13 protein-coding genes are annotated in these 12189 nt (G+C 71.6%); 10 read left to right on the forward strand and 3 right to left on the reverse strand.

The annotated features are described in order from the left end of the window. Nucleotides 1-40: 40 nt before the first annotated feature. The gene (locus tag WFG93_RS13110) at nt 41-910 is read left to right on the forward strand and encodes an endo alpha-1,4 polygalactosaminidase (protein ID WP_336646784.1); all 870 of its coding nucleotides are present in this window, start codon (nt 41-43) and stop codon (nt 908-910) included. Between the two features lie 37 nt (nt 911-947). Here the strand turns inward: WFG93_RS13110 and WFG93_RS13115 are convergent, their stop codons facing one another. Beyond that, nucleotides 948-1508 (reverse strand): MarR family winged helix-turn-helix transcriptional regulator, encoded by a 561-nt coding sequence (locus WFG93_RS13115; protein ID WP_336646785.1) that lies wholly within the window; start codon nt 1506-1508, stop codon nt 948-950. Nucleotides 1509-1585: 77 nt separating this feature from the next. Here WFG93_RS13115 and idi point away from each other — a divergent pair, with 77 nt between their 5' ends. The 7 genes from idi to WFG93_RS13150 are packed head-to-tail and all read left to right on the forward strand — an operon-like array spanning nt 1586 to nt 7147. Continuing rightward, the gene (gene idi / locus WFG93_RS13120; RefSeq protein WP_336646786.1) at nt 1586-2149 is read left to right on the forward strand and encodes an isopentenyl-diphosphate Delta-isomerase; all 564 of its coding nucleotides are present in this window, start codon (nt 1586-1588) and stop codon (nt 2147-2149) included. Further along, a complete protein-coding gene (locus tag WFG93_RS13125) occupies nt 2146-3192 on the forward strand; it encodes a polyprenyl synthetase family protein (RefSeq protein WP_336646787.1) in 1047 nt (348 codons plus the stop codon). Before idi ends, WFG93_RS13125 begins: the two co-directional genes overlap by 4 nt. Beyond that, nucleotides 3189-4061, forward strand: a complete 873-nt coding sequence (locus WFG93_RS13130; protein WP_336646788.1) for a phytoene/squalene synthase family protein — start codon at nt 3189-3191, stop codon at nt 4059-4061. The genes WFG93_RS13125 and WFG93_RS13130 overlap by 4 nt, the downstream gene beginning before the upstream one ends. Beyond that, entirely contained in the window at nt 4058-5644 is a 1587-nt protein-coding gene (crtI, locus tag WFG93_RS13135; protein ID WP_336646789.1) for a phytoene desaturase family protein, read from the forward strand. The genes WFG93_RS13130 and crtI overlap by 4 nt, the downstream gene beginning before the upstream one ends. Next, entirely contained in the window at nt 5641-5973 is a 333-nt protein-coding gene (locus WFG93_RS13140; RefSeq protein WP_336646790.1) for a lycopene cyclase domain-containing protein, read from the forward strand. The genes crtI and WFG93_RS13140 overlap by 4 nt, the downstream gene beginning before the upstream one ends. Beyond that, the gene (locus WFG93_RS13145; RefSeq protein ID WP_336646791.1) at nt 5970-6284 is read left to right on the forward strand and encodes a lycopene cyclase domain-containing protein; all 315 of its coding nucleotides are present in this window, start codon (nt 5970-5972) and stop codon (nt 6282-6284) included. The genes WFG93_RS13140 and WFG93_RS13145 overlap by 4 nt, the downstream gene beginning before the upstream one ends. After that, a complete protein-coding gene (locus tag WFG93_RS13150; protein WP_336646792.1) occupies nt 6281-7147 on the forward strand; it encodes a prenyltransferase in 867 nt (288 codons plus the stop codon). The genes WFG93_RS13145 and WFG93_RS13150 overlap by 4 nt, the downstream gene beginning before the upstream one ends. On the opposite strand, the gene WFG93_RS13155 is transcribed toward WFG93_RS13150, so the two are convergent. Both WFG93_RS13155 and WFG93_RS13160 read right to left on the reverse strand, forming a co-directional pair. Then, nucleotides 7128-8957 (reverse strand): ABC-F family ATP-binding cassette domain-containing protein, encoded by a 1830-nt coding sequence (locus WFG93_RS13155; protein ID WP_336646793.1) that lies wholly within the window; start codon nt 8955-8957, stop codon nt 7128-7130. The genes WFG93_RS13150 and WFG93_RS13155 overlap by 20 nt on opposite strands. A gap of 39 nt (nt 8958-8996) precedes the next feature. Beyond that, entirely contained in the window at nt 8997-10388 is a 1392-nt protein-coding gene (locus tag WFG93_RS13160; protein WP_336646794.1) for a threonine/serine exporter family protein, read from the reverse strand. A 104-nt stretch (nt 10389-10492) separates the two neighbouring features. On the opposite strand from WFG93_RS13160, the gene WFG93_RS13165 reads away from it, so the two are divergent. Both WFG93_RS13165 and WFG93_RS13170 read left to right on the forward strand, forming a co-directional pair. Next, complete coding sequence (locus WFG93_RS13165) at nt 10493-11530, forward strand: LacI family DNA-binding transcriptional regulator (RefSeq protein ID WP_336646795.1); 1038 nt, start codon at nt 10493-10495, stop codon at nt 11528-11530. Between the two features lie 123 nt (nt 11531-11653). Further along, nucleotides 11654-12163 carry a class II aldolase/adducin family protein gene (locus tag WFG93_RS13170; RefSeq protein ID WP_336646796.1) on the forward strand — a complete coding sequence of 170 codons (510 nt, stop codon included), beginning with the start codon at nt 11654-11656 and terminating at the stop codon, nt 12161-12163. Nucleotides 12164-12189 lie beyond the last annotated feature (26 nt).

Raw genomic sequence — 12189 nt, forward strand, 5'->3', positions numbered from 1 at the left:
TCGGGTTCCTTCCTGGGGGGGACTTCGATACCGTATGCGGGTGCATGCGCCGCTCTCGAATCGTGTCGTCACACGGCGTCACAGCCGCTCGCCGTGGGAGTTCGCGGTGGTCGTCGCGCTCGCGGCCCTGCTGGCTGCGCTGCTGACCGGCTGCCGGACCGCGGCCGATGCCATGCCGTCGAGCGCCGCGCAGAACGAACCGGGGGTGCGGCTCCCGCCGGAGGGCGGGTTCGACTATCAGCTCGGGGGCGCGTACGACCCGCCGGCCGGCACGACCGTGATCGTCCGCGACAGCACTGCGTCGCCGCCGCCAGGAATGTATGCCGTCTGCTATCTCAACGGCTTCCAGTCACAGCCCGGCTCCGCCGGGAAGTGGCAGGGACTGCTGCTGGAGTACGAGGGTGCGCCCGTGGCAGATCCGGGCTGGCCGGACGAGTTCCTCCTCGACACCTCCGACGCGTCGCAGCGGGCCCGCATCGCCGAGCGCCTGGCGCTGGAGATCCGGGGGTGCAAGCAGGACGGGTATGCCGCGGTCGAGTTCGACAACCTGGACTCGTATCTGCGCTCGCACGGGGCGCTCGACGCGGGCGACAACCTCGCCCTCGCCGACGAGTACGTCGCGATGGCGCACCGGGAGGGCCTCGCCGTCGCGCAGAAGAACGCGGCGGAGCTCAGTGCACGCGCGCAGTCGCTCGGCTTCGACTTCGCCGTGACCGAGGAATGCGGCGCCTACGACGAGTGCGCAGAGTACGCGTCGGTGTACGACATCGTCCTCGACGTGGAGTACGGCACCCCCGCCGCGTTCGACGCCCTGTGCGCACGAGGCGCGCTGCCCCCGCACGCAGTGCTACGCGATCGCGACCTGTCGCCTGCCGGGGCCCCGGGCCACGCGCACCGCCGATGCGCGTGAGCCCGCGCAGCGCTCGCCCGGACGTACTCTGCCGCGCTCAGCCGGCCTCGCCGGCCCCGCGGTGCGCGGTCGCCGTCATGGCCGTGAAGAAGTCCGCGACGACGCGGCGCTCGTGCGGCGCCAGCGCCGCGATCACGTCGAAGCGGCGCGCGTGGTCGCGCCCCACGCTCTCGCGAGCGGCCACACGCGTCTCCGGGGTGACCTCGATGACGATGCTGCGACGGTCGGCGGGGTGCGGACGCCGCACGACGTGTCCGCCGCGTTCGAGCCGGTCCAGCAGCCGGGTGGTGGAGGCGGTCGACACGCCGAGCTGCGTGGCGATCGCGCTCGGCGTCATGGGGATCCGCTGGCGGTGCGCGGCGATGAGCACCCGCAACGCGCGCATGTCCACCTCGCTCAGACGCATGTACTGCTGAGATGTCTCGCTCATGGACCGTTCCGCGGTCCGCCAGCCGCGCATGGCCTCGAGCACCTCGAGGACGCTCTCGAGATCATCCGGCAACAGCGCGGACGCCCCGACGAGCTCCCCGTCGGGGTCGTTCAGCCGCGGATCGTGCAGGATCGGAGCGTCTGACGCGGGAGTCTCTCCGTTCGCCATGAAGATGATGTTAAGCCAGCTGTTGATATTTCTGTAGTTGATAGCTAGCCTTTCTAGCGAATCCTCAGGAGGTCGAAGTGACACACACCGCGGAGCGCGTGATCCTGCTCGACGACGACGGCACGCCGTGCGGGGTGGCACCCAAGAGCGAGGTGCACCACGAGGCCACTCCCCTGCATCTCGCGTTCTCCTGCCACGTGATGGATGCCGAGGGGCGACTGCTGCTCACGCGTCGCGCATTGGGCAAGCGCACCTGGCCGGGCACCTGGACGAACGCGTTCTGCGGGCACCCGGAGCCCTTCGAGCCGATCCCGGATGCCGTGGCGCGCCGCGCGCGCGATGAGCTCGCACTGACCCTGAGCGATGTCCGACTGGTGCTGCCGGACTTCCGCTACCGCGCGATCGACGCATCGGGGGTCGTGGAGAACGAGATCTGCCCGGTGTACACCGCTCGTGTCGACGCCGAGCCGGTGCTCAACCCGGACGAGGCGATGGACGCGCAGTGGATCAGCCCCGAGGACCTCGCCGCCGCGCTCACCGCCGCCCCGTGGGCGTTCAGCCCCTGGCTGGTGCTTCAGGCCGAGCAGATGTCTGCGCACGCCGGCGCCATCCGCGCCACCGCGTGGCGGAGCGTGGCATGAGGGCGGGGACCGCAGTGGAACCCGCCCTGGACCAGATCATCGACCGGTTCTTCGCCGGGCGGCTCGAAACGGCCGAGAACCTGGGCGGCCGCTACGCCGAGCTGTGGCGCTGCGCGGCCGAGGCGACCCAGGGCGGCAAGCGGCTGCGGCCGCGCATGCTGCTGCTGGCTAACGATCACCTCGGCGGCGCGGACCGCGATTCCGCTCTCATCGCCGCCGCCGCCTTCGAGGTGCTGCACACCGCGCTGCTGCTGCACGACGACGTGCTCGACCACGACCTCGTGCGCCGCGGCCGGCCCAACCTCGCCGGACGCTTCGCCGCCGCCGCGATCGACAGCGGGCTCGACGCGCGCGACGCGACGACCTGGGGGCAGGCGTCGGCCGTGCTCGCCGGCGATCTGCTGATCAGCGGTGCGCACGCGCTGGTGGCCGACATCACGCACCCCGCGGCCCGCATGCTGCACCGGGTGATCGACGACGCGCTGCTGCTCACCGCCGCCGGCGAGCACGCCGACGTCGGATACGCACGCGGGGTGATGGCGGCGGACCAGCACGACATCCTGCGCATGATCGAGCAGAAGACCGCCGCCTACTCGTTCGCCGCGCCGCTGCGCGTCGGCGCGCTTCTCGCCGGGGCGGATGAGGAGGCCGTGACGGCTCTCGAGCGCATCGGCACCGACCTGGGCCTGCTGTACCAGCTGCGCGACGACGCGCTCGGCGTCTTCGGCGTCGAGAGCAGCACCGGCAAGAGCGTCATCGGCGACCTGCGCGAGGGCAAGCGCACTCTGCTGGTGGCGTTCGCGGAGGGGACCGCCGAATGGGAGGCGGTGCGTGCGCTGTTCGGCCGCGCACCCCTGGAGGCCGAGGACGCCGATCGTCTGCGGGCGGCTCTGCTCGCCTCCGGAGCCGTCGAGCGGATGCAGCAGAGCATCCACGCCCTGCTCGCAGAGACGCTGCGCCGCATCGCGGACGCGCCGCTGCCGGCCACGCTGCGCGCCGAGCTCGCCGGCGTGGCCGAACGCTGCGCGGAGCGGCAGTCATGAGCCGGCCCTCCGCTCTCGAGCTGTACACGCGCACCGCGCACGCCGCCGCCGGACAGGTCATCGACGCCTACTCGACCTCGTTCGGGCTGGCCAGCCGGCTGCTCTCGCGCCCGGTCCGCGGTGGTATCGCCGATGTGTACGCCCTGGTGCGCGTGGCGGATGAGATCGTCGACGGTCCGGCATCCGAGGCCGGGGTTCCCGCCGCCGCCACGCTCGCGATCCTCGACGAGCTCGAGCGGGGCACCCTCGACGCGATGCGCACGGGATTCAGCGCGAATCTCGTCGTGCACGCGTTCGCCGCGACAGCGCGGCGCACGGGCATCGGGCCCGATCTCGTGCGGCCGTTCTTCGCCTCGATGCGGATGGACGTCGAGGTTCCGTCGCGTTTCGATCGCGAGACGTACCGGCGCTACATCCACGGCTCGGCCGAGGTGGTCGGCTCGATGTGCCTGCGCGTCTTCGCGCTCGAGCAGCCCGGGATGCTGCTCGACGAGCAGCTCGAGGAGGGGGCCCGCCGCCTGGGCGCGGCGTTCCAGAAGGTGAACTTCCTGCGCGACCTCGCCGACGACTCCGGCCGGCTCGGCCGCTCGTACATCCCCGGGCTGGACCCGGACCGGTTCACCGATCGTGAGAAGGAGAGCGTCATCGACGAGATCGCCGAGGACCTGGCCGTCGCTCGCGCCGCCATCGCCCGTCTACCCCGGCGTTCCCGGCGGGCAACCTGGGCCGCTGCGACGCTGTTCGAGCGACTGAACGATCAGATGCGCACCATGCCGGCATCGCGGCTGCGCTCCACGCGCGCCTCGGTGCCGACGCCGCGCAAGCTGGCCATCCTGCTCACCGCGGCCGCCGGCAAGGTGACGGCATGACGCGCGCGGTCGTGATCGGCGGGGGCATCTCCGGGCTCGCCACCGCGGCACTGCTGGCCCGCGAGGGTCATGAGGTGACGCTCGTCGAGGCGCTCGACGAGCTCGGCGGCCGCGCCGGCCGCTGGCACTCGGACGGCTTCACGTTCGACACCGGCCCCTCGTGGTACCTGATGCCCGAGGTGTTCGATCACTTCTTCCGGCTGCTGGGCACCAGCGCCGCAGACCAGCTCGACCTCATCCGGCTCGACCCGGCCTACCGGGTGTACTTCGAGGGCGAGCAGGTGCCGTTCGACCTGCCGGCCGAGGGCGCGCGCGACGCCCTGGTCTCTCTGGACCCGCCCGCCGCCGACCGGCTGCAGCGCTACCTCGACTCGGCCGCCGACACCTACGAGCTGGCCACCTCCACCTTCCTGTACAGCACCTACGAGTCGCTGCGACCCCTGCTCACCCGGCGCACGCTGCGTGGGCTGCCCACCCTCGCGCGGCTGCTCAGCGAGCCGCTCGACAAGCGCATCCGCCGGCACAGCAACGACGCCCGCGTCGAGAAGATCCTCGGCTACCCGGCCGTCTTCCTCGGCACGTCCCCGGCGAAGGCCCCTGGGATGTACCACCTGATGAGCCACCTCGACGTCGACCAGGGCGTGCTCTACCCGCGCGGCGGGTTCGCCGCCGTGATCGACGCGATCGCCGGACTCGCGCGCGCGGAGGGCGTCGAGGTGCGCACCGGATGCCGGGCGGTGCGCATCACCACCCGGGGCGGCGCGGTGACCGGAGTCGACGTCGTGGCGGCCGACCACCCGGACGGCGTCCGCGAGCATCTGGAGGCGGACATCGTCGTCTCCACCGCGGATCTGCACGTGACCGAGCAGCAGCTGCTGGATGCCGAACAGCGCGAGCACACCGAGGCGTGGTGGGCGGGGCGCGACCCCGGCCCCGGTGCCGTGCTGGTCCTGCTCGGCGTGCGCGGCGAGCTGCCGCAGCTCGCGCATCACACGCTCCTGTTCACGCGCGACTGGGAGGAGGGGTTCGACGCCATCTACGGCAGGGGCCGCCGCGGCGCCGGCAAGCGCATCCCCGATCCCGCTTCGCTGTACGTCTGCCGGCCCAGCGCGAGCGACGACGTCGCCCCGCCGGGTCACGAGAACCTCTTCGTGCTCATCCCCGTGCCCGCCGACACCGGGATCGGCGCCGGCGGGGTGGACGGGACCGGTGACGAGACGGTGGAGCGCACCGCTGATGCCGGGATCGAGCAGATCGCCGCGTGGTGCGGCATCCCCGACCTGCGCTCGCGGGTCGTCATGCGCCGCACCATCGGTCCGGCCGACTTCGAGCGCGACTTCGGCGCCTGGCAGGGCGGTGCGCTGGGACCGGCGCACACGCTGCGCCAGAGCGCCTTCCTGCGCGGCGCGAACGCGTCGTCGAAGGTCGACGGCCTGCTCTATGCGGGTGCGACGACGATTCCGGGGATCGGACTGCCGATGTGCCTGATCAGCGCCGAGCTCGTCGTGAAGCGCCTGCGCGGCGATCGCTCTGCGGGACCGCTCGCCGAGCCGCCGGCGACGGCACCGGCGGGCACCCGGTGAGCGCGGCGTACCTGCTCGCCCTGCTCGTCTCGCTCGGCGGAATCGTGCTGCTCGACGTGCGCCATCGGCTCTTCCTCGGACACGACGCCGCCCGCGCCGCTGTCGTGCTGCTGCTGGGCACCGTGTTCTTCCTGCTGTGGGACGTCGCCGGCATCGCGCTGGGGATCTTCTTCCGCGACGACGGCGTGTTCGCGACCGGCATCCAGCTGGCCCCCGAGCTGCCGTTGGAGGAGCCGCTGTTCCTGCTGTTCCTGTGCGAGCTGACCATGGTCCTGGTGTGCGGCGCCCAGCGGCTGCTCGCCCGCCGGCGCGACCGGGGGGCGGCATGAGCTACGTGCTGCTGTGCGCGGGGTTCATCGCGCTGGCCGCGGTGGTCGCTCTGATCTCGCGACGACGGAACCGGATGCCGTCGCTCGCCGCCCTGGCCGTGGCCACGGGCAGCCTGCTGCTGCTCACCGCCGTGTTCGACAACGTGATGATCGCGGTGGGGCTGTTCGACTACGCCGATGCGCACATCTCCGGCATCCGGGTGGGCGCGGCGCCCATCGAGGACTTCACCTACCCCCTCGCCGCGGTGATCCTGCTGCCGGCACTGTGGTCGCGGCTGCGCCGCGACGACCCGCGGAAGGAGCGGCGATGATCCGCGACCTCGTGCTCGCCTCTCGTCCGCTGAGCTGGATCAACACCGCCTACCCGTTCGCCGCCGCGTACCTGCTCGTCGCCGGCACGATCGACGCGCGCTGGGTGATCGGCACGCTGTTCTTCCTCGTGCCGTACAACCTCGCCATGTACGGCATCAACGACGTCTTCGACTACGCCTCCGACCTCGCCAACCCGCGCAAGGGCGGAGTGGAGGGGGCGCTGCTCGACCCGCGCCGGCACCGCGGCGTGCTCGTCGCGTCGGTCGGCGTGTGCCTGCCGTTCGTCGTGGCGCTCGTGGTGCTGGGCGGGCCGCTGTCGTGGCTGATCCTGGCGATCAGCCTGTTCGCGGTGATGGCCTACTCCACACCGCCGTTCCGCTTCAAAGAGGTGCCGGTGCTCGACTCGGTGACCTCGAGCGTGCACTTCGTCAGTCCGGCGGTGTACGGCTTCGCCCTGGCCGGCGGCACCGTCACGCCGGGGCTCGTCGCCGTGCTGAGCGCCTTCTTCCTGTGGGGTGTCGCCAGCCACGCGTTCGGCGCGGTGCAGGATGTCGTCCCCGACCGCGAGGGCGGCATCTCCTCGATCGCGACCGCCCTGGGCGCGGCGCGCACCGTGCGGGTGGCGCTGGCCTGCTGGATCGGGGCGGGCCTGCTCATGCTCACCACCGGCTTCCCCGGCGCCTTCGCCGCTGCGCTGGCCCTGCCCTACCTGTGGGCGGCGGCGCCGTACCGGACGGTGTCCGATGCCGATTCCGGTCGCGCCAACCGCGGATGGCGCCACTTCCTGTGGATCAACTACGCCTGCGGGTTCGCGGTGACGATGCTGCTGATCGTCTACGCGCTCACCCGATCCGCTCGGTGAGCTCGAACCAGCGCAGCTCGAGCTCCTCGACCTCGTCCTGCCGCGCCTGGATGTCCTTCATCTTCTCGCCGAGACCGGCGTAGTCGGACTGGTCGTGGTCGGCGAGCGCGTGCTTGGCGCGGTCGATCTGGTCGTTCAGCTTCTGCATCCGCCGCTCCAGCGCCGCCAGCTCCTTCTCGGCCGCGCGCAGCTCGGCACCGGAGAGGCCGTCCGCCGACGACGCGGCCGCGGAGGACGGCGCATCGCCGCCCTTCTCCTGGCGGGCGCGCAGGCGCAGGTATTCGTCGATCCCACCGGGCAGATGACGCAGACGGCCGTCCATGACGGCGTACTGCTGATCGGTGACCCGCTCGAGGAAGTACCGGTCGTGGCTGACCACCAGCAGCGTGCCCGGCCAGGAGTCCAGCAGGTCCTCGATCGCCGCGAGCATGTCGGTGTCCATGTCGTTGGTCGGCTCGTCGAGGATGAGCACGTTGGGCTGGTCGAGCAGCACGAGCAGCAGCTGCAGGCGCCGCTGCTGCCCGCCGGAGAGATCCTTGACCGGGGTGGACAGCTGGGCGGCGGTGAAGCCCATCCGCTCCAGCAGCTGTCCGGGGGTGAGCTCCTGCCCCTTGCCTCCCCCGCCCCAGCCGCTGGTCGTGCCGACGGTGTACGAGGTGCGCAGTCCCTCGATGACGACGCGCACCGGGTCGTCCCAGTGCTTCTCGAGCTCGTCGATGCGCTGGGTGAGCGTGCGCACCTGCACGGTCTTGCCGCGCTTGACGCGACCCGTGGTGGGCTGCACGGTTCCGGCGACGAGTCCCAGCAGGGTGGACTTGCCGGCGCCGTTGACGCCCAGGATGCCGGTGCGCTCCCCGGGGGCGATGCGCCACTCGACGTCCTGCAGCACCGTTGTGACTTGAGTCCCTGAGCCTGTCGAAGGGTAATCGACGCCGACGTCCAGCAGATCGACGACGTCCTTGCCCAGGCGCGAGACGGCCAGCGACTGCAGCGAGACGCTGTCGCGGATGGGCGGCACGTCGGCGATCAGGGCGTTGGCGGCATCGATGCGGAACTTCGGCTTGCTCGTGCGGGCGGGGGCGCCGCGGCGCAGCCAGGCGAGCTCCTTGCGCGCCACGTTCTGGCGCTTGGCCTCGGACGCGGCTGCCATCCGGTCGCGCTCCACCCGCTGCAGGATGTACGCCGCGTACCCGCCCTCGAAGGGCTCGACGATGCCGTCGTGCACCTCCCAGGTCATGGTGCAGATCTCGTCGAGGAACCACCGGTCGTGCGTGACGACGAGCAGTGCTCCGGCGTTCCTCGCCCAGCGGCCTTTCAGATGCTCGGCGAGCCAGGTGATCGCCTCGACATCGAGGTGGTTGGTCGGCTCGTCCAGGGCGATGATGTCCCAGTCCCCCACCAGCAGCTGCGCGAGCGCGACCCGCCGGCGCTGCCCGCCGCTGAGCGAGCCGATCGTCGCGTTCCAGTCGAGGTCGCCGAGCAGACCCGCGATCACGTCGCGGATGCGCGCCTCGCCGGCCCATTCGTGCTCGGGCCGGTCGCCGACGACTGCCGCGCCCACGGTGAGGGCATCGTCGAGGACGTCGGCCTGATCGAGCACGCCGATGCGCGTGCCGCCGCGCACGGTCACGCGGCCGGCATCCGGTTCGCGCTGTCCGGCCAGCATGCCGAGCAGGCTGGACTTGCCGTCGCCGTTGCGTCCGACGATGCCGATGCGGTCGCCCTCCTCGATGCCGAGGGTGACGGAGTCGAAGACGACGCGGGTGGGGTATTCGAGGTGGAGCCCTTCGGCGCCGAGCAGATGTGCCATGTCGTCTCCAGGCTATCCGCTGCCCCTGGATCGGGGATCTCAGCGGATGCGGCCGCGGCGGCGCACCACGCTCTGCAGCGTGTCGCGCACCGGCGCGCCCAGGAACAGTCCCAGCGAGGCGCCGGATGCCAGGGCGAGCCCGATCGCGCCGGCCTGCAGCAGCTCCGAGAACGCCAGCAGCAGTGGCGTCGGGTCGTTCTCGGCCTCGACGATGCCGAGCAGTCCGCGGTAGACGACCGAGCCGGGCACCATGGGCACGATCGCGGCCGTGGTCACCGCGATCGAGGGGACGTGCAGCCGATGGGCGATGAGCGTGCCGACGAAGCTGGCGATCAGGGCGCCCACGCCGCTGGCCAGCGGCACGCCGATGCCCCCGGCCACCGCCGCACTGTAGCCGCCCCAGGCGATGCTCGCCAGCAGCGCCGAGACGAGGATCGTCCGCGCGGTCGCGCCGTTCCACACCGCGACGGACACGGCGATGACGACCACGCCCGCCACCTGCGCCACCCCGGAACCGAGTTCCGGCGGCGCGGTGGACAGCGGGAAGCCGACGCCGAGCCGCTGAGCGAGTGAGACACCGCCGACGATGCCGATCACCACGCCGAGGGTGAGCAGCGCGAGATCGAGGATGCGCCCGCCGGCGGTCAGCGCGAAGCCGTCGATGGCGTCCTGGGCGGCGCCGACCACCGACATGCCCGCGAGCATGAGCACGATGCCCGCCGCGACGATGATGCCGGGTCTGGCATCGTCGAACAGCGGCACGTCGTGCGTGCGCAGCCAGTTCGTCGCCGCCGCGAACGCCGTGACCACCAGCGCGCCGGCCGCCTGCGAGAAGAAGAACGGCACGTGCATGCGGGCCATGGCCCGCTGCGTGAGTGCCGCGCTGCCGGCGGCCAGCAGGGCCACGGCGGCCATCATCCATGAGGTCCCGTAGAGCAGGCAGACGCCCACGGCCAGCATGCCCTGGGCGAGCACGATCACGGCGGGGCGGTAGCGGAACGGCGTGCGCCGGATGCGGTGGAAGCGCGCACGCGCCTCGCCGAGCTCGAGGCCGGCCTCGATGTCGGCGACCAGCGCCTGCAGCTGCTGCAGCTTGGAGTGATCGGGGACGGGCGCGCGCACCACGCGGATGAGCGTGAAAGGCAGATCCGCCTCGCCGCCGTGGTACGACACGGCGAGGGAGTTGAAGGTGATGTCGATGTGCACCGGCTTGATCCCCAGCGCTGCGGTGACCCGGCTCGCCGAAAGAGTGACCTCGTTCGCCGCCGCCCCGACGGCGATCAGCGCCTCGGCGATCCGCATCGCCAGATCGATGACCCGCCGGGCATACATCTCGTCGACCGAGAGCAGCGCCTGCGTCTCGGGTCGTGATGCGGCGTCGACGTGGATCGCGCGCACCACGCGTGCGCGCCAGCTCTTGCGTGCGTCCATCCCCTCCATCCTCACATGAGCGGCTGCGCGCCCCGGCGTGCACATCGCGTGCGCTGGCTGTTCGCAGCCTCGGCCGGCACCTCCATAATGGGAACCATCAGCGTGTGAACGTACACATCGAGGGGGTGGGCGCCGTGGACCGAGTCCGTGCACCCAACATCCGCGATGTCGCCCGGCTGGCCGGGGTGTCGTATCAGACCGTGTCGCGCGTGCTGAACGACTCCCCCAACATCCGTCCGGCCACCAGAGCACGCGTGCTGGCTGCCATCGACGACCTCGGCTATCGCCCCAACCAGGCGGCGCGCACGCTCGTGACCAGCCGCTCGCGCACGATCGGCGTACTGACCTCGATGTCGGTGCACTACGGTCCCACCACCGCCATCAACGCGCTGGAGGCCTCGGCCCGCGAGGCGGGTTACCGCATCAGCCTCACCACCCTCGCGACCGGGGACGACGCGTCGATCCGCAGCAGCCTGGAATTCCTCATGTCGCAGGGCATCGAGGCCCTGATCGTGATCGCGCCGCAGGAGCGGATCATCCACGCGCTCGCCGACGCCGCCGTGAGCATCCCCACCATCACCCTGGACACCAGCGGACGCACGGACGCGCACAGCGTGGGAGTCGACCAGGTCGCGGGGACGCGCCTGGCCATGCAGCATCTCATCGAGCTCGGCCACACCGACATCGTGCACATCGCCGGCCCGCGCGACTGGATCGAGGCGGATGCGCGCATGCAGGGGTATCTGCAGGCACTCTCGGATGCCGAGCTGCGCACGCGCGCGCCCATCCTCGGCGACTGGAGCGCAGCGTTCGGCTACTACGCCGGGATGGAGTTGCTGCGCTACCGCGACTTCACCGCGGTGTTCGCCGGCAACGACCAGATGGCGCTGGGGTTCCTGCATGCGTGCCGCGACATGGGCGTCGACGCGCCACGTGAGGTGAGCGTCGTCGGATTCGACGACATCCCCGAGGCCGCGCACTTCTCGCCGCCGCTCACGACCGTGCGGCAGGACTTCGCCGAGATCGGCCGGCGCGCGATGGCGATGCTGCTCGCCCTGATGGACGGTGCGGATGCCGATCCGCAGCGCGTCACCCCGGAGCTGGTGCGACGCACCTCGACGGCGCCGGCTCTCGCGCTCTGAACGTCGTGATCCGCGCACGTTGACAAATGTGACCGTTTCGCATGTACTATCGAGCGAATCATGTGAACGGTCACACCACCGACGCCCTCCCGGCTCGGTCTGCAAGACGACGATGGAGTCCCGATGCCGCAGTCATCCGCCCCGCGCGACGCGAGTGGCGCACGTGCGGCCGTGGCCCAGGTCGTCATCGCCCGCACCCGTGAGCGGCTGTGCGAGGCGTGCGCATCGGCATCCGCTCTTCCCGCCCCGACCGCCGTGTCCGTGCACGTCGAGGGGACGGACCTCTTCGTGATCACCCCGGACGCCCTCGACCTGTCACAGGTCGGCCCCGCGCAGACCGCGCTCCTCACCGACGACGGGCGCGTCATCGGTGGTGCGTGGGACCGGCGCACCCGCCCCTCCGCGGCGGCGCCGGCGCACGCCAGGGCGCACCGCGCCGGCCTGGGACCCGCCATCGCCTCCGCCGGCGACCGGCTCGTGCACGCCGCCGATGCCGTGGCCGCGCTGCAGGCGATCCAGCGCACCGGTGCACCACCCCGCGACGAACCTGACGCGGATCCCAAGGCCATCGCGGAGGACGCGCCGGCCGCCACTCACGTCCACTCCCCTGAATCAGCATCACCCACCCCCTAACCGAAGAAGCACAGAAGGAGCACACA

The sequence above is a fragment of the Microbacterium sp. USHLN186 genome (assembly GCF_037145155.1).
GTDB lineage: Bacteria > Actinomycetota > Actinomycetes > Actinomycetales > Microbacteriaceae > Microbacterium.

Coding starts and splice junctions, on each gene's coding strand:
- WFG93_RS13115 (WP_336646785.1), bottom strand. CDS start 1,508: ATGGCGAACGGAGAGACTCCCGCGTCAGACGCTCCGATCCTGCACGAT.
- WFG93_RS13125 (WP_336646787.1), top strand. CDS start 2,146: ATGAGGGCGGGGACCGCAGTGGAACCCGCCCTGGACCAGATCATCGAC.
- WFG93_RS13130 (WP_336646788.1), top strand. CDS start 3,189: ATGAGCCGGCCCTCCGCTCTCGAGCTGTACACGCGCACCGCGCACGCC.
- crtI (WP_336646789.1), top strand. CDS start 4,058: ATGACGCGCGCGGTCGTGATCGGCGGGGGCATCTCCGGGCTCGCCACC.
- WFG93_RS13145 (WP_336646791.1), top strand. CDS start 5,970: ATGAGCTACGTGCTGCTGTGCGCGGGGTTCATCGCGCTGGCCGCGGTG.
- WFG93_RS13150 (WP_336646792.1), top strand. CDS start 6,281: ATGATCCGCGACCTCGTGCTCGCCTCTCGTCCGCTGAGCTGGATCAAC.
- WFG93_RS13155 (WP_336646793.1), bottom strand. CDS start 8,957: ATGGCACATCTGCTCGGCGCCGAAGGGCTCCACCTCGAATACCCCACC.
- WFG93_RS13160 (WP_336646794.1), bottom strand. CDS start 10,388: ATGGACGCACGCAAGAGCTGGCGCGCACGCGTGGTGCGCGCGATCCAC.
- WFG93_RS13170 (WP_336646796.1), top strand. CDS start 11,654: ATGCCGCAGTCATCCGCCCCGCGCGACGCGAGTGGCGCACGTGCGGCC.